Origin of the sequence: Glaciihabitans arcticus, from assembly GCF_004310685.1 — a bacterium.
Classification (GTDB): domain Bacteria; phylum Actinomycetota; class Actinomycetes; order Actinomycetales; family Microbacteriaceae; genus Conyzicola; species Conyzicola arctica.
Map to the genome: position 1 here is coordinate 1,106,586 of NZ_SISG01000001.1, position 16,405 is coordinate 1,122,990.

Consider the following 16,405-nt stretch of genomic DNA (forward strand, 5'->3'; position numbering starts at 1 on the left):
TCAGTTGGCGGACAGTGTGAAGCGGCTTGCGGGACGGGCGAGACCGTCGATGAACGCCCTCAGGGAATCGGGTCGGGAGTCGATGCGCCAGTCGTTCGTGGCGCGCTCCCCTCCCACGTAGGTGGTGACGGTGAGTGAGAACCAGTTGAAGCCGATGATGTCGGCGTTCGCTGGCTTCTCGAGGGCCTCGAACAGGCTCGCGATCCAGGTCGCTTTGTGTCCGCCGATCTCCGACGCCCCGATCTCGGAGAGGTAGATCGGCTTGTTGGTGATCCCCCGCAGGCTGTTCAGGCTGCGGTCGAAGGTGTACGAGAAACTGAAGTCGTTGTCGGCCTTATAATTGGGGCGCAGGTAGGCGGAGAGCCCGACCCAGTCCACGTATTCGTCGCCCGGGTAAAGCGAGGCGAGGTAGCTGTCCTTCTGGTGGTTGGCCGGCAGGTTGTTGGTGATGTTGGGCGACCAGATCCAGATGACCAGGTCGTTGGCGCCCTCCTTCTCGAAGATGTCGTGCACGTGCTGCCACATCTTCTTGTAGTCGCCGGGGCGGTTGCCGTTGATCGACTCGCCCTTCGAGTTCGACTCCGCCCACGGGTACCACTCGCCGTTCATCTCGTGGTCGAGGCGGATGCCGAGCGGCAGGCCGGTCTTCACGATGTCGCGGGCGTACTTGGTCAGGTAGGCGTCGAAGTCTCCCCCGATGATCTTCGGCAGCGAGTAGGCGGGCTCCTCGACCACGTCGTTCGCCGCGGCGATCGGTCGCGACTCCCAGGTGAGGATCGGCAGCTTCGAACGTTGCCACGAACGGGTGACGGCGTTGGCGCGGAAGTTCTCATCCCAGCCGCCGAAGTAGCCGACCACGCTCGGGGTGCTGCCGACCTTGCTGGCCGTTGCGTCGTATGTCGCCCAGTTGAACGGCGCCTGCTCGGTGAACAGGCCGAGGTACGGCGACTTCGGTGAGACGAGTGCGCTTCGGGATGGCGCAGTGATCGTCGTGCCGCCCGCCTTCGATGGCGCCGCGACCGTCACGGGGCCGCGCCCACTGCCGCGGGATGCGATGAGGGCGTCGAGCTCCCCCTCGGTCTTCCACAGCGCCTTCTGGATCGCTGCCTTGTCGGCCGCGATCGCGTCGAGGTCTGAGTCCTTCGCGTCGAGATCGGATTCGAGCGCGACGACCCGGCTGAGCAGCGCGTTGCGCTCCTCGACCAGCTGGTCTTCGCGGGACGGTGGGGTGACGGCTTCGACGGCCTGCCGCACGGGGCTGCCGGGCGAGTTCCAGACGAAGACGCTCGTGGCTCCGAGGGCGAGTACGATGCCGAGGGCACCGGCCGCCGTCGCGAGCTCACGGCGTCCGCTGAGCGCCCACCAGCGGCGGGGAAGTTTAGAAATTGACAATGAAGAACACCTCCAGGGCGAAGATCGAGAAGCCGATGACGTAGGGCCACGCGGCTTTGGGGTTGAGTCGGCGGCGGGCCGGAGCCTGCGGCGCGGTACGGATTCGGGCGTCGGCTCGGCGGGGCGATGCCTCCAGCAGCACACCGCCGTGCGGGACGGGTGCGGCGGTCTGAGCTACAGCGAGGTCACTCACGAGCTCGTCGTTGGCCGCGCCGCCAGCGTAGGCACCCGCCCGGGTCCCCCAGCCGCTCGCGTGGCCCATGCGGAAAAAGCCGATGAGACGGATCGGCATGAGGAACGCGGTCGAGACGATGATGAACGCGGGAAGCCGGAAGAAGTCGGTCGGCTTCTCCGAGAGATGCCGGATTTGGCGGATCGCCATGCTGAGCACCGAGGAAACCAGCATGAGCAGCAGCACCACGAGCACCCCGCCCTGCACGCCATACTCGCTCAGGATTCCCTCGTAGAAGTTATACCCCTGGCCGGTGAAGGCGCGGTAGATCCAGCCGGCGATGACCCCAGCCAGCAGGAACGGCAGGATGATGTCCATCACGAAGAACAGGGCGAGCACCGGGGCGTGTCCGAGCATCCAGGGCAGCATCCGCAGCGTGTTGTACTGGCTGCCGCGCGCCCAGCGCAGCTGCTGCTTGAACAACTTCCTGATCTCGAGCGGGGCATCCGTGTACACCAGCGAGGTGTGCTGGTAAACGGTGCGGTAGCCCTCCTTGAGAGTGAGATTGGTGAGGGTGCGGTCGTCGCTCACCTCGAGGAAGACGCCCATAAAGCGCTCGTTCATAAATCGGCCCATGACCCGCATCATGATCGAGCGGCGGAAGGCGATCGTGCGTCCGGGGAGGCAGCCGACCTGGCCGAGTGCGCTCTGCGCGGGCATCGAGTAGAGGGCGCGGGAGTTCTCGAGCCAGTCCGCCCAGCGGGTGATCCAGCTGCGATTCGGTTCGAGGATGCGCTGCCGCGTGGTCACTCCCCCCACGCTCTCGTCGGCGAACGGCTTGACGAGCTCCGCGAGGGTGCCGTCGGTCCAGACCGTGTCCGAGTCCACGAGAACGGTGATGTCCCCGGTCGACATCTCGGTACCGATCATGACCGCGTTGCGCTTGCCGGGAATCGGCGTGTGCACCCAGCGCACGAGCGGCGCGAATTCCTCGCTGATGCGTTCGAGTGTCGGGTTCGGGGCACCGTTGATGACGACGATGATCTCGCCGGGCCTCTGGGCCACCATGCGAGCGAGCACGTCGCGGAACAGGTCCTCCGGTTCATCCAGCACCGGAACGACGACGCTGGTCGTTCCGGTGAAGGTGCCCGTGAACGGCTTGTACCGGCGGGAGATGAGAACCTTGGCGAGCCAAAGCGCCCAGATGAGGGCCGAGTAGATCGCGAACATGTAGATCTCGGGGTGACCGTCGATCATGTGGCGCAATTGCAGGATGAAGATAAACACTGTGGTCCTCGCGAGATGGGCGGTGAGGCCGGGTGAACATCCGCGACTCTGAGGAACTGGGTGTCGAAGCCGGTGACTGCTTCTTGCGTTGAGTATTGGCCCCTGTTCGGGGTTTCGGCAAGTCTGTCTACCCCTGTGCATTGCTCAGCGAATCACAATTTGCGCGACACGTGTCGGCCATTGTGTGGACGCGATGTGCGACTGCTTCACACTCGCACTCGCGGTCCGCCGGCGACCCGATCATGATCGCCAAATATGCCGGTCATGAGGATGTCCCGGGCTCGACCTCCCCGCCCCCGCAAGCCTGCGGGATTGCGTCAGGGTACAGATTCTCTCGATCTCGAACCCTAAGAGGGGTACAACAGCGCGCCCCCGTTTCGAGGGCGTAAATCGGTTGAACTGTTACAAGCCCGAAACAAACCTGGGCTCTCTGGGACACCTGGGGGAAGCCTTCGTCCTACGCGGTCGTGGGCCTGTTCGCAGGTCCCGTTCCGTAGAACCTGCGCTCGAAGACCTGGCGGGCGAGCCGGGTGGTGCGCAGGTAGTCCTCCTCGAGGCGCGAGGCGGAGCCGGGCGGGTACTCGAGCAGGCGGGCGACACCCTCGAGCTGCTGGCGATCCGTCGGCAGCACGTCGGCGGTTCGACTCGTCCACAGGGTCATTGCGGAGCGGGTGCGCGAGGCGAAGATCCAGGCGTCGTGGAGCCTGCGGGCCTCCTCCGGAAGCACGAGCTTCTCCCCCACGGCAGCGTGCAGGGCGCCCAGGGTCGACGTGGTGCGCAGCCCAGGAACCTCGGCGCCGTGCTGCAGTTGCAACAGCTGCACGAACCACTCGACGTCGCTCAGCGAGCCGCGCCCGAGCTTCAGGTGACGGGACGGATCGGCGGCCTGCGGCAGGCGCTCCGACTCGACGCGGGCCTTGATGCGCTTGATCTCGCGCACGTCCTGCTCCGAGATTCCGACCGGGAAGCGCACCTCGTCGGCGAGTCGCTCGAACTCGGTGATGAGCTCGGCGTCGCCGACCACTCCGCGGGCGCGCAGCAGCGCCTGGGCCTCCCAGGTGAGCGACCACCGCGCGTAGTAGGCACGGTACGACTCGAGCGAGCGCACGATGGCGCCGGTCTTGCCCTCGGGGCGCAGGCCGATGTCGAGGTCGAGCGGGATCCGCAGGTCTTCGGTGAGCCGGGACAGGCTGCGCACGATCCCCTCCGCGCGCGACTGGGCTTCCTCATGGGTGGCACCCGCCGGGCGGTAGACGTACATCACGTCGGCGTCGGAGCCGAAACCGAGTTCCGCGCCGCCGTAGCGACCCATGCCGATGATCGCGAACTCGATGCCGTCGCCGTAGACGTGCGCGATGGCGAGCACCCCGGTCAGCAGGGCCGTCGTCACGTCGGAGAGCGCCCGGCCGAGCTCCTCCACGGTGAGGGTGCCCAGGATCGCGCTCATAGCCAGCCGCAGGATCTCCCGACGGCGGGCCGTGCGCAGGGCGAGAGCCGCGGCATCCGGTTCACCCTGATGCCGGGAGACCGTGGCGCGCGATTCTTCGAGAAGCTGCGGGAGGGGGCGCGGGCGCAGTTCGTCGTCGTTCTCGAGCCACGCGGCGGCCTCGGGGATACGCTCGAACAGGTCGCTGACGAATCGGGAGCCCGAGAGCACCTGTGTGAGGCGCTGGGCGGCGCCCGAGGAGTCGCGCAGCATGCGCAGGAACCAATAGGCCTCGCCGAGATCCTCGCTCAGGCGGCGGAAGGCCAGCAGACCGTGATCTGGGTCGGCACCCTCAGCGAACCACTGCAGCATGACCGGCAAGAGGTTGCGCTGGATCGTCGCCCGACGGGACACACCACCAGTGAGCGCCGCGATGTGCCGCAGGGCGCCGGCGGGATCGCTGAAGCCGATCGCGGCGAGCCGCGCTGTCGCCTGCTCGCTCGAGAGGGCGAGGCCGTCCTCAGGCAGGGCGGCGACCGCAGACAGCAGCGGGCGGTAGAACAGGCGCTCGTGCAAGCGTCGCACGGCGTGCTTGGTGCGCTTCCACTGCTCGAGCAGGTCGTCGGTGCCGGTGGAGATGCCACTGGCCCGGGCCAGCACCCGCAGGGCATCCCGGTCGGTCGGCATGAGGTGTGTACGGCGCAGCTTCGAGAGCTGCAGGCGGTGCTCGAGCAGGCGCAGGAACCGGTAGTCGCGAGCGAACTCCGCGGCCTCCACCCGGCCGATGTAACCCTGGTCAGCGAGCGAGTCGAGGGCGGTGAGGGTCGCGCGCTGGCGCACCGCGTCATCCGTCTGTCCGTGCACGAGCTGCAGCAGTTGGATCGTGAATTCGACGTCGCGCAGGCCGCCCGGACCGAGCTTGAGCTGCACGTCGAGCTCGTGGTGCGGGATGTTGTCCGTGACCCGCTCGCGCATGCGCTGCACCGATTCGACGAAGCCCTCGCGCGAGGCACTCGACCAGACCTTCGGCGACAGCGCCTCGACGTAACGGTCGCCGAGCTCGAGGTCGCCGGCCAGAGGTCGCGCCTTGAGCAGCGCCTGGAACTCCCAGCTCTTCGCCCAGCGGTCGTAGTACGCGAGGTGCGACTCCAGGGTGCGCACGAGTGCACCGTCCTTGCCTTCTGGGCGCAGGTTCGCGTCGACCTCCCACAGTTCCGGCTCGCTTGCCAGGTCGTGGATGCCACGCATGACCTGCATCGCGAGTCTCGTGGCGATCTCCACGGCCCGGTCATTCTCAATGCCCTCGCCTGCCTCGGCGACGAAGATGACGTCCACGTCGCTCACGTAATTGAGCTCGCGTGCGCCCGCCTTGCCCATGCCGATGATGGCGAGGCGAGTAGCGGCAACGTCGGCGGCGGGGAACTTCGAGTCGCGCCGTGCGACGTCGATAGCGGCATCCAGGGCGGCACCGGCGAGGTCGGAAAGCGCGGCCGCGGCGACGGACATGGCGGCGAGCGGGTCGACGTGGCCCAGATCCCAGGCCGCGAGACGCGCGAGGTGGCGGCGGTAGCGCACGCGCAGCGCGACGGCCGCGGGGTCGCCACCGAGACCTTCGACCGCCTCGAGGAGGTCGGCACGGTACTGCTCGGGCGTCAGAGGGTGCGCGAGATCCGTGGCGAGAGCCGCGAGCTCGGCCGGACGCCGAAGGAAGAATTCGCCGAGCCCCAAGGAAGCGCCGAGAACCCGCACCAGGCGGGCGGCGGCCGCGTCATCCCGAAGCAGCGCATCGAGGTCGGTCGGCGCGCTCTCCCGCAGCTGCCCGAGCAGCAGCAGTGCCTGGTCGGGGTCTGCGGCATTCGCGAAGTGCGGCACGAGGGACGCATCGACGCTCGCGAGGCGCTCACCGGCCTCACCCAGCTCGGCAAACCCGAGCCGGGCGAGATCAGTCAACGTTGTCTGAGTGCGTTTCATGAGGCGGGGCTTCGCACAGGATTACAGGATTTCGAGGTTGCTCTCCAACTCGTACGGCGTAACCTGCGCGCGGTACTCGGACCACTCGCGGCGCTTGTTGAGCAGCACGTAGTTGAAGACCTGCTCGCCGAGGGTTTCCGCGACGAGCTCGGAGTCCTCCATGAGCGAGACGGCGTGGTCGAGGCTCGCGGGAAGCTGGTTGTAGCCGAGAGCTCGGCGCTCGGAGTCGCTCAGCTCCCAGACGTTGTCCTCGGCTTCGGGCGGAAGCTCGTAGCCCTCCTCGATGCCCTTGAGGCCGGCGGCCAGCAGGAGCGAGTAGGCGAGGTACGGGTTGGCGGCGGAGTCGATCGCGCGGTACTCGACGCGGGCGCTCTGTGCCTTGTTGGGCTTGTAGAGCGGAACCCGCACGAGCGCCGAACGGTTGTTGTGACCCCAGGTGACGAAGCTCGGGGCCTCGTCGCCGCCCCAGAGGCGCTTGTAGGAGTTCACGAACTGATTGGTCACGGCCGTGATCTCGGGCGCGTGGCGCAGCAGGCCGGCCACGAAATGGCGGCCGATCTTCGAGAGCTGGTAGGTGCCCCCGGCCTCGTAGAAGACGTTCGTGTCGCCCTCGAAGAGCGAGAGGTGGGTGTGCATTCCCGATCCGGGATGACCGGACAGCGGCTTCGGCATAAACGTCGCATAGACGCCCTGCTCGATGGCCACCTCCTTGATCACGGTGCGGAAGGTCATGATGTTGTCGGCGGTCGTGAGGGCGTCCGCGTAGCGCAGGTCGATCTCGTTCTGGCCGGGGCCGGCCTCGTGGTGGCTGAACTCGACGGAGATGCCAAGATCCTCGAGCATGCGCACGGAACGTCGGCGGAAGTCGTGAGCCGTGCCACCGGGAACGTTGTCGAAGAATCCGGCCGAGTCGACGGGCTCGGGGCCCTTCTTGCCGAACTTGCTGCTCTTCAGCAGGTAGAACTCGATCTCGGGGTGGGTGTAGAACGTGAAGCCGCGGTCGGCGGCCTTTGCGAGCGTGCGCTTGAGCACGTTGCGCGGGTCCGAGTTGGCGGGCTGGCCGTCGGGCGTCGTGATGTCGCAGAACATACGCGCCGTGGGGTCGATCTCGCCGCGCCACGGCAGGATCTGGAAGGTGGTGGGGTCGGGGTGCGCGAGCATGTCCGCCTCGTACGCGCGCGTGAAGCCCTCGATCGCCGAGCCGTCGAAACCGAGGCCCTCGGCGAACGCGCCCTCTACCTCTGCCGGTGCGATGGCGACCGATTTGAGGCTGCCCACGACGTCCGTGAACCAGAGGCGGATGAACTTGATCCCGCGTTCCTCGATTGTGCGAAGAACGAAGTCGCGCTGCTTGTCCATCGGGCTCCCTGTGTTGTGCGTTTTCCGGGCAACGGAGTGGGCCTGGATCGGCCCCACATCCGTCGCTCTAGGGTACTGGCTCCGGGACCTTCCCGCTTGTCGCGCCGTGCCGTTCTAGACTCATGGCATGGCTGAGCCGATCAAACGCGTCCGCACCCGTCACTTCCAGAACGCGAAGGCGAACGGGATCAAGATCACGGGCCTCACGAGCTATGACCAGCTCAGTGCCACGATCTTCGACGAGGCCGGCATCGACTTCCTGCTGGTCGGTGATTCGGCAGGCAATACGGTGTTCGGCTACGACACGACGCTGCCCGTCACCATCGATGAGCTCATCCCACTCACCCGCGCTGTCGCCGGGGCGGTCAAGCGCGCGCTCGTGGTCGCCGACATGCCGTTCGGTTCCTACGAAACGGGGGCGGATGAAGCGCTGCACACCGCTTTCCGATTTATGAAGGAGACCGGCGCTCATGCCGTGAAACTCGAGGGCGGCGTGCGCAGCGCCGAACAGATCCGTCGCATCGTGTCGGCGGGCATCCCGGTCATGGCGCACATCGGGTACACCCCGCAGAGCGAGCACGGGCTGGGCGGTCACGTCATCCAGGGTCGCGGTGAAGGAGCGGAAGCGCTGCTCGCCGACGCGCACGCGGTCGAGGATGCCGGCGCGTTCGCGGTCGTGCTCGAGATGGTGCCTTCGGCGGTCGCCGCGCAGATCACCTCTGAGTTGACTATCCCGACCATCAGCGTCGGTGCCGGTCCTTCGACGGACGGCCAGTTGCTCGTCTGGACGGACTGGGCCGGATTCTCGGGCGGTCGCATTCCGAAGTTCGTGAAGCAGTACGCCGATCTTCGTGGAGTTCTTGGCGACGCCGCCAAGGCGTACATCGCGGACATCGCCTCCGGCAGTTTTCCGGCTCCGGAGCACGAGTACGACGCGTAGGTTGCTGGCTTTTCGGGGTGCTCCTCTCCTCCGCTGACCGGCTTTTTCTCCCTTCTCCACAGTCATGGAGCAGGGCCGATGCAATGTCGGTGGCCGGGTGTTCTGTACCCGCATGAACATCCGAACTCTCACGCTTCCGGCGGCCTTCAACGAGGCCATCGGCGCCCTCGTTGACGAAGCCTTTGCGATCGCGCGCGCGGAGGCGGGGCTGGCCGCGCGCAAGGCGCTGGTACTCGCGGAGGCGCGTCGGCTGAGCGTTCTGTCCAGTTCGCTGATCACGCCCGCGCCTCACGGCTGGAGTGCCGCCGAGACCGCTCGGCGGGTGCTCGTCTCGGAGGTGGTGTGCGCGCTTCGTCTGCCCGAGCGCACGGCCGAGACCCTGATCGCGGACAGCGACGCGCTGGTGAACGCCCTGCCGTCGACGTTCGATGCGGTCTCGCGCGGAACGATGAGCTGGCGTCACGCTCATCTCGTGGTCGATCACGCCTCGTCGTTGCCCTCATCGTCGTTGCCGGAGTTCGAAAGCCGCGTGGTGCCCCTCGCTGAGCACAACACTGCGGCACAGTTCAACCGAAAAGCCCGAATCGTGCGCGAGCGGATGCATCCCGAGACCATCGATTCGCGCCAGTCGACCGCCACCGAACAGCGTGCCATCGACCTGCAGCCGGCTCGTGACGGCATGGCCTACCTGACGGCTTTCCTGCCCGCGGTCACGGCGCACGCGATCTTCAATCGTCTCGACGGTGCCGCTCGTGCGGCACGCGCTGCCGGCGACACCCGCACAGTGACGCAGCTTCGGGCCGACTCCTTCGCGGGTGCGCTGCTCGGCACCGAGTCGCCCTCGCCCGAGCTCTTGGAGATTCTCGCGACGATCCGGCCGAGTGTGCAGGTCACGGTGCCCGTGCTCACGCTGCTCGGCCGCTCCGACGCACCTGCATCTCTCGACGGCTATGGCCCGATCGATCTCGAGACCGCCATGAAGCTCACGGGGAACGCGCCGTCCCTGACGAGGCTGCTCACCCATCCGGAGACCGGTTCGGTGCTCTCCGTGGGGCGGGATCGGTATCGGGTGCCCTCAGACCTGCGGCAGATGTTGCGAACTCGCGACGGCACCTGTCGGTTCGTCGGATGCAATCGGCAAGCCAGGGGTTGCGACATCGACCACACCGACGAATGGCAGCACGGAGGGCAGACCGCTCACGACAATCTCGCGCACCTCTGCGAGCCGCACCATCGGCTGAAATCACTCACCGGATGGAAGGTGCTGCACCTCGGCGACGGCCGGCTGCGCTGGACCTCGCCGTTCGGCAGGGAGTACACGACGGAACCGGAGGAGCGGTGGGCCGGCTAGTCCGAGTTCTCCTCGGCCGCCCACTTGCGAGCTCGCTCCGCGGCGATCTCGGGCGCTCGAGCCGCGTCCTCGCGCGTCGCGTAGGGGCCGTCCCGGTCGGATCCGAGGGACTGTGCGCCCTCCTCGACCTCGCCGGTCTTGTGGTTGTACCACCAGTCAGTCATGGCGCCAGCGTACTCCGGCTTGTCGATGCCCGACAGGTCGACGGTCAATAGACTGGGAGCATGCCTCGCAACGCACTCGGCCATCTGGTTCCCGGCCGCGTATCCCCCATGCGCTCCGTGCCGAAGGACATCGCTCGCCCCGAATACGTCGGCAAGGCCGGCCCGAAGCCGTTCGACGGCAGCGACGTGTACAGCGGGGAGAAGGTCGAGCTGATCCGCGAGTCCGGACGCATCGCCGCCCAGGCCGTCGAAGCGGTCGGGGCAGCGGTCAGACCCGGCGTCACCACCGAGGAGCTCGACCAGATCGCGCACGAGTTCATGATCCACGCGGGCGCGTATCCGTCGACGCTCGGTTACCGCGGCTTCCCCAAGTCGAGCTGCACGAGCCTCAACGAGGTCATTTGCCACGGCATCCCCGACGACACCGTGCTCGAAGACGGCGACATCATCAACATCGACATCACGGCCTTCAAGAACGGCGTTCACGGAGACCTCAACAAGACCTTCCTCGTCGGCGAGGTGCGCGAGGATGTCGCGGCTCTCGTCGAGGGAACGCGCGAGTCCCTGAACCGCGGCATGAAGTCCGTGGCTCCCGGTCGGCAGTTGAACGTGATCGGACGCGCCATCGAGTCCTACGCGAAACGCTTCGGGTACGGCGTGATCCGGGACTTCACGGGACACGGCGTCGGGGAGGCGTTCCATTCGGGACTCGTCATTCCGCACTATGACGCGGCGCCACGCTTCGACGCGGAGATCCTCGAGAACATGGTCTTCACCATCGAACCGATGCTGACCCTCGGCACACCGGACAAGCCCGGCAGCATCGCCTGGGACCAGTGGGAAGACGACTGGACCGTCACCACCCGCGACAAGAGCTGGACCGCACAGTTCGAACACACCATGGTCGTCACCGCTCGCGGCGTCGACGTACTCACTCTGCCGTAAGGAACACACCTCATGACCACTGCCCTCGGCATCGACATCGGCGGAACCGGCATCAAGGGTGCCCTCGTCGACACCAGGACGGGCGAGCTGCTCACCGACCGCGTCAAGATCCCGACGCCCGACGGTGGCGAACCGCAGGACATCGTCAACACGGTCATCAAGCTCATCGAGAAGCTCGGCGGCGTCGACAAGGACGTGCCGGTGGGCGTCTGCTTCCCCGCGATCGTCATCGGCGGCAAGACCATGTCCGCGGCCAACGTGAGCAAGAAGTGGATCGGCCTCGAGGCCGAGAAGCTGTTCGAGAAGGGACTCGGCCGCAACATCCACTTCGTCAACGACGCGGATGCCGCTGGAGTCGCGGAGCAGCGCTTCGGTGCTGCGAAGGGCGTGAAGGGTCTCGTCATCCTCACCACCCTCGGAACCGGCATCGGCTCGGCATTGATCTACGACGGCGTGCTCGTGCCCAACTCCGAGCTCGGACACCTCGAGATGGGTGGCAAGGACGCCGAACGCCAGGCCTCGTTCGCCGCGAAGGAGCGCCACGACCTCAGCTACAAGCAGTGGGCCGAACGCCTGCAGAAGTACTACTCGATGGTCGAGTTCCTGTTCTCCCCCGACCTGCTCATCGTCGGCGGCGGCATCTCCAAGCACCACGAGGAATTCCTTCCCCTGCTTGAGCTGAACGCTCCGATCATCCCGGCGGAGCTGCGCAACAACGCAGGCATCCTCGGGGCTGCGGCACTCGCGGCAGACGGTAACGCGCTCGTGATCACTCCCGCTACGGAGAAGAAGAAGTAGCAGTGTTAGGGTTTTTTCCGCCGGCGTGAGGATTCCGTAAGGATCTCCGAAACCGAACACGACCAGGCGTTGACTCTTCCTGCGACCACTGTGGTCGCTGGATGGAGAAGACCGTGCTGGACGTCGTTTTTGTTCTCGGGATCCTGGCGCTCATCGCGCTGGTAGCCCTCGTGGGTCGGGCGGTGGAACGCCTGTGATGATCTTCGACATCCTCGCCCTCGTTCTCGCCACCGCGGCCATCGGCTACCTCGTGGTCGCCCTCGTGAAGCCCGAGCTGTTCTGATGGATGCAACGCTCTGGCTGTTTATCGCCCAGCTCGCCACTATCGCCGCTCTCGTCGCGCTCCTCTACCGCCCGCTGGGCGACTACATGGCGCGCGTCTTCACGTCCCGGAAAGACCTCGCGGTCGAGCGCGGGTTCTACCGCCTCATCGGGGTCAACCCGAAGGCTGAGCAGAGCTGGGGCGTCTACCTTCGCTCGATCCTGGTCTTCTCGGCGCTGGGCATCCTGCTCGTCTACGCCCTGCAGCGCACGCAGCAGCTGTTGCCGTTCGCGCTCGGCCTGCCCGCGACGAGCGAGCACCTCGCCTTCAACACGGCGATCTCCTTCGTCACGAACACCAACTGGCAGTCGTACTCGCCCGAGCTCACCCTCGGCTACACGGTGCAGTTGGTCGGTCTCGCGGTGCAGAACTTCCTCAGTGCCGCAGTCGGCATCGCCGTCGCCGTTGCCCTAATCCGCGGCTTCTCGTACCGCGCGACCGGAACCATCGGCAACTTCTGGGTCGATCTGACCCGAGGCACGCTGCGGATCCTGCTGCCGCTATCCGTCATCGCCGCGGTCGTGTTGATTGCGGGCGGCGTCATCCAGAACCTGAACGGGTTCACCGAGGTGACCACACTCGGCGGCGGTACGCAGACGATCCCCGGCGGACCTGTCGCAAGCCAGGAGGCGATCAAGCTGCTCGGCACCAACGGTGGCGGCTTCTTCAACGCCAACTCCGCGCACCCGTTCGAGAACCCGACCCCGTGGACGAGCATGTTCCAGGTGCTGCTGATGCTCGCGATCCCGTTCGCCCTCCCCCGCACCCTCGGCACGATGCTCGGCGACAAGCGCCAGGGCCTCGCCGTCGCTACGGCAATGGGCGTGCTGTACCTCGTGTCGGTAAGCCTCATGACCTGGGCGGAACTCGCCGGTCGCGGCACCGCCCCCGAGCTCGCGGGCGCCGCGATGGAGGGCAAGGAGGTGCGCTTCGGCATCATCGGATCGACCATCTTCGGAACCACCAGCACCATCACCTCTACCGGAGCCGTGAACGGGATGCACGACAGCTTCACGTCCCTCGGTGGCGGCATGGCGCTCGTCAACATGATGCTCGGTGAGGTAGCACCCGGTGGTGTTGGGGCGGGGCTGTACGGCATCCTCGTCATCGCCATGATCGCGGTGTTCCTCGCCGGACTCATGGTGGGACGCACCCCGGAACTCTTCGGCAAGAAGCTGGGCAGCCGCGAGATCAAGCTTGCGAGCCTGTACATCCTGGCCACGCCGACGCTCGTGCTCGTCTTCACGGCGCTGAGCTTCGCGATCCCCGCGGTGCGCGCCGACGTCGAGTCGACGAGCATCTGGAACCCCGGCCTGCACGGCTTCGGCGAGGTGCTCTACGCCTACACGAGCGCCGCGAACAACAACGGCTCCGCGTTCGCCGGCCTCACCGCCAACACCCCGTGGTTCAACACCACTTTGGGCATCGTGATGGTGCTGGGGCGGTTCCTGCCGATCGTGTTCGTGCTCGCCCTGGCCGGCTCCCTCGCCGCGCAGGAGAAGGTGCCGGTCACCGTCGGCACACTTCCCACCCACCGCCCCCAATTCGTCGGTCTGCTTCTCGGAACCGTCGTCATCGTGTCGGCTCTCACCTATTTCCCCGTTCTCGCGCTGGGTCCCCTGGCGGAAGGTCTTCTGTAGTCATGAATATGTTCATCACCGCGCTCCCCGGAGCGCTCCGCAAGCTCGACCCGCGCCTCATGTGGCACAACCCCGTCATGTTCCTCGTCGAGATCGGCGCCGTGCTCACCACGGCCATCGCGATCGCCGAGCCGTTCATCGGAGGGTCGAGTCTCGCCCCCACCTTCACGGTCGGTATCGCCGCGTGGCTCTGGGTGACCGTGCTGTTCGCGAACCTCGCCGAGTCCGTCGCCGAGGGCCGCGGCAAGGCCCAGGCCGCATCGCTGCGGGAGACCCGCACGAGCACCATCGCGCACCGCGTGCTGCTGTACGCCGAGGGCACGGACGCCACGACCGCCGAGATCGAGGAGGTGGCGTCGGCGGATCTCACCCTCGGTGACATCGTCGTCGTCTCCGCCGGCGAGCTGATCCCCGGCGACGGGGACATCGTGTGGGGAATCGCAAGCGTCGACGAGTCGGCCATCACCGGCGAGTCGGCCCCCGTCGTGCGCGAGCATGGCGGCGACCGCAGCGCCGTGACGGGCGGCACCCGCGTGCTCAGCGACCGCGTCGTCGTACGCATCATGTCGAAGCCCGGCGAGACCTTCGTCGACCGCATGATCCGCCTCGTCGAGGGTGCGTCCCGCCAGAAGACACCGAATGAGATCGCGCTGAGCATCCTGCTCTCGAGCCTGTCGATCGTGTTCCTGGTCGTGGTGATCACCCTCAACCCTCTCGCGTCGTACGCCGGTGAGCCGATCGCGATCCCGGTGCTCGTGGCGCTGCTGGTCTGCCTCATCCCGACCACGATCGGCGGCCTGCTCTCGGCCATCGGCATCGCCGGCATGGACCGGCTCGTGCAGCACAACGTGCTGGCCATGTCCGGCCGCGCCGTCGAAGCTGCGGGGGATGTCACGACTCTCCTTCTCGACAAGACCGGCACCATCACCTACGGCAATCGCCGGGCGAGCGAGTTCGTGCCGGTGGGCAACGTGGAGCTCGCCGAGCTCATCTCCGTCGCCCGCCTCGCGTCGCTCGCCGACCCGACACCGGAGGGGTCGAGCGTCGTCGAGCTCGCGGGTGGCACCATCCCGACCCCGCTCGACGCAGTGGTCGTTCCGTTCACGGCACAGACCCGCATGAGCGGACTGGACCTGCCCGACGGCGCCCAGGTGCGCAAGGGTGCGGCGTCGATGGTCGCCGAGTGGGCGGGCGGCACTACGTCCGAACTGGATGGGGTCGTGCGCGAGATCTCGCAGTCGGGCGGCACGCCGCTCGTCGTTGCGAAGAAGGATGCGGCCGGGGGCGTGCGCGTGCTCGGCGTCATCCACCTGAAGGATGTCGTCAAGGAGGGTCTGCGCGAGCGTTTCGCCGAGATGCGCGTGATGGGAATCCGCACAGTGATGATCACCGGCGACAACCCGCTCACCGCGAAGGCCATCGCGGCCGAGGCCGGGGTGGACGACTATCTCGCCGAAGCTACGCCGGAGGACAAGCTCGCGCTGATCCGCCGGGAGCAGCAGGGCGGCAACCTCGTCGCGATGACCGGGGACGGCACCAACGACGCCCCCGCGCTCGCTCAGGCCGACGTCGGAGTCGCTATGAACACCGGCACGAGCGCGGCGAAGGAGGCCGGGAACATGGTCGACCTCGACTCGAACCCGACCAAGCTCATCGACATCGTGCGCATCGGCAAGCAGCTGCTCATCACCCGCGGCGCGCTCACGACGTTCTCGATCGCGAACGACGTGGCCAAGTACTTCGCGATCATCCCGGCGATCTTCGCGGCGTCGTTCCCGGGCCTCGCCGTGCTGAACATCATGGGGCTGTCGTCACCGGCCTCCGCCATTCTCAGCGCCATCATCTTCAACGCCCTCGTGATCATCTTCCTGATCCCTCTCGCCCTCAGGGGCGTGAAGTACCGCGCGATCAGCGCGAGTGCCCTCCTCGGCCGCAACCTCCTCATCTACGGACTCGGCGGCCTCATCGCACCATTCATCGGCATCAAGCTCATCGACCTCGTCGTGAGCCTTATCCCCGGCTTCTAGGAGCCCTGCACCATGAAAAGAAACCGCGTTATGAAAAACTTCCGACAGACCTCGACCGCGCTTCGTGCGCTGCTCGTCCTCACCATTGTGCTCGGGATGGGTTACCCGCTCGCCATCACCGTCCTGGGGCAGCTCGCGCTCCCCACGCAGTCCAACGGCTCGCTGGTCTACCGGGACGGGTCGCCGATCGGGTCGAGCCTGCTCGGACAGTCGTTCGCCACCGCCGAAGGCGCGGCCATGCCGGGGTTCTTCCAGTCGCGGCCCTCCGCCGCCGGCGACGGCTACGACGGGGGCGCGTCGAGCGGCTCCAACTACGGACCCGAGAACGAGGACCTCATCGCGGCGATCGAGGAGCGCGAGGGCTCGACTCCGGACGCACTCACCGCCTCCGGTTCGGGCCTCGACCCGCACATCAGCCCCGAGAACGCACTCTCCCAGGTCGCGGCCGTCGCGGCCGCCCGCGGGCTGAACGAATCGGTCGTGCGCGAGCTCGTCGAGTCTAGAATTCAGGGGCGGGACCTCGGCTACCTCGGCGAACCCCGCGTCAACGTGCTCGACCTCAATGTCTCACTCGCAGAACTGGATAGCAGTGCTTCCGACTAGGAACCGCG

At 66.8% G+C, this 16,405-nt stretch carries 13 protein-coding genes; 8 read left to right on the forward strand and 5 right to left on the reverse strand.

Annotated features, from left to right (window positions below):
- The 4 genes from EYE40_RS05255 to glnA all read right to left on the reverse strand — a co-directional run bounded on the left by EYE40_RS05255 (position 1) and on the right by glnA (position 7,607).
- Entirely contained in the window at positions 1-1,392 is a 1,392-nt protein-coding gene (locus tag EYE40_RS05255; protein ID WP_130980964.1) for a glycoside hydrolase family 26 protein, read from the reverse strand.
- Positions 1,379-2,851: a glycosyltransferase family 2 protein gene (locus EYE40_RS05260; protein ID WP_130980965.1), complete on the reverse strand. Its 1,473-nt coding sequence runs from the start codon at positions 2,849-2,851 to the stop codon at positions 1,379-1,381. Before EYE40_RS05260 ends, EYE40_RS05255 begins: the two co-directional genes overlap by 14 nt.
- A 457-nt stretch (positions 2,852-3,308) precedes the next feature.
- Complete coding sequence (locus EYE40_RS05265; RefSeq protein WP_130980966.1) at positions 3,309-6,248, reverse strand: bifunctional [glutamine synthetase] adenylyltransferase/[glutamine synthetase]-adenylyl-L-tyrosine phosphorylase; 2,940 nt, start codon at positions 6,246-6,248, stop codon at positions 3,309-3,311.
- Positions 6,249-6,269: 21 nt separating this feature from the next.
- Positions 6,270-7,607: a type I glutamate--ammonia ligase gene (glnA, locus tag EYE40_RS05270; RefSeq protein ID WP_130980967.1), complete on the reverse strand. Its 1,338-nt coding sequence runs from the start codon at positions 7,605-7,607 to the stop codon at positions 6,270-6,272.
- 127 nt (positions 7,608-7,734) lie between these two features.
- Between glnA and panB the strand changes: the two genes are divergently transcribed.
- Positions 7,735-8,547 (forward strand): 3-methyl-2-oxobutanoate hydroxymethyltransferase, encoded by an 813-nt coding sequence (panB, locus tag EYE40_RS05275; RefSeq protein ID WP_130980968.1) that lies wholly within the window; start codon positions 7,735-7,737, stop codon positions 8,545-8,547.
- A 112-nt stretch (positions 8,548-8,659) separates the two neighbouring features.
- Positions 8,660-9,898, forward strand: coding sequence for an HNH endonuclease (locus EYE40_RS05280; protein WP_161972351.1), 1,239 nt, complete (start codon positions 8,660-8,662; stop codon positions 9,896-9,898).
- Here EYE40_RS05280 and EYE40_RS05285 read toward each other — a convergent pair.
- The gene (locus EYE40_RS05285) at positions 9,895-10,062 is read right to left on the reverse strand and encodes a methionine aminopeptidase (protein ID WP_130980970.1); all 168 of its coding nucleotides are present in this window, start codon (positions 10,060-10,062) and stop codon (positions 9,895-9,897) included. The two genes, EYE40_RS05280 and EYE40_RS05285, sit on opposite strands and share 4 nt — an antisense overlap.
- A 60-nt stretch (positions 10,063-10,122) precedes the next feature.
- Here EYE40_RS05285 and map point away from each other — a divergent pair, with 60 nt between their 5' ends.
- The 6 genes from map (at position 10,123) to kdpC (ending at position 16,397) form a co-directional block, all read left to right on the forward strand.
- Entirely contained in the window at positions 10,123-11,007 is an 885-nt protein-coding gene (map, locus tag EYE40_RS05290; protein WP_130980971.1) for a type I methionyl aminopeptidase, read from the forward strand.
- A gap of 12 nt (positions 11,008-11,019) precedes the next feature.
- Complete coding sequence (gene ppgK, locus EYE40_RS05295; protein WP_130980972.1) at positions 11,020-11,805, forward strand: polyphosphate--glucose phosphotransferase; 786 nt, start codon at positions 11,020-11,022, stop codon at positions 11,803-11,805.
- Between the two features lie 193 nt (positions 11,806-11,998).
- Positions 11,999-12,088, forward strand: coding sequence for a potassium-transporting ATPase subunit F (locus tag EYE40_RS05300; protein ID WP_130980973.1), 90 nt, complete (start codon positions 11,999-12,001; stop codon positions 12,086-12,088).
- Positions 12,088-13,767, forward strand: a complete 1,680-nt coding sequence (gene kdpA / locus EYE40_RS05305; protein ID WP_130980974.1) for a potassium-transporting ATPase subunit KdpA — start codon at positions 12,088-12,090, stop codon at positions 13,765-13,767. Before EYE40_RS05300 ends, kdpA begins: the two co-directional genes overlap by 1 nt.
- The gene (gene kdpB, locus EYE40_RS05310; protein ID WP_420810063.1) at positions 13,671-15,794 is read left to right on the forward strand and encodes a potassium-transporting ATPase subunit KdpB; all 2,124 of its coding nucleotides are present in this window, start codon (positions 13,671-13,673) and stop codon (positions 15,792-15,794) included. The genes kdpA and kdpB overlap by 97 nt, the downstream gene beginning before the upstream one ends.
- A gap of 30 nt (positions 15,795-15,824) precedes the next feature.
- Positions 15,825-16,397 (forward strand): K(+)-transporting ATPase subunit C, encoded by a 573-nt coding sequence (gene kdpC / locus EYE40_RS05315; RefSeq protein ID WP_130980976.1) that lies wholly within the window; start codon positions 15,825-15,827, stop codon positions 16,395-16,397.
- The last annotated feature ends 8 nt before the right edge of the window (positions 16,398-16,405 follow it).

Bases quoted from the DNA above. Each gene is read 5' to 3' on its own strand.
- EYE40_RS05265 (WP_130980966.1), bottom strand. From the start codon at position 6,248: ATGAAACGCACTCAGACAACGTTGACTGATCTCGCCCGGCTCGGGTTT.
- EYE40_RS05285 (WP_130980970.1), bottom strand. From the start codon at position 10,062: ATGACTGACTGGTGGTACAACCACAAGACCGGCGAGGTCGAGGAGGGC.
- panB (WP_130980968.1), top strand. From the start codon at position 7,735: ATGGCTGAGCCGATCAAACGCGTCCGCACCCGTCACTTCCAGAACGCG.
- kdpC (WP_130980976.1), top strand. From the start codon at position 15,825: ATGAAAAACTTCCGACAGACCTCGACCGCGCTTCGTGCGCTGCTCGTC.
- kdpA (WP_130980974.1), top strand. From the start codon at position 12,088: ATGGATGCAACGCTCTGGCTGTTTATCGCCCAGCTCGCCACTATCGCC.
- ppgK (WP_130980972.1), top strand. From the start codon at position 11,020: ATGACCACTGCCCTCGGCATCGACATCGGCGGAACCGGCATCAAGGGT.
- map (WP_130980971.1), top strand. From the start codon at position 10,123: ATGCCTCGCAACGCACTCGGCCATCTGGTTCCCGGCCGCGTATCCCCC.
- glnA (WP_130980967.1), bottom strand. From the start codon at position 7,607: ATGGACAAGCAGCGCGACTTCGTTCTTCGCACAATCGAGGAACGCGGG.
- EYE40_RS05280 (WP_161972351.1), top strand. From the start codon at position 8,660: ATGAACATCCGAACTCTCACGCTTCCGGCGGCCTTCAACGAGGCCATC.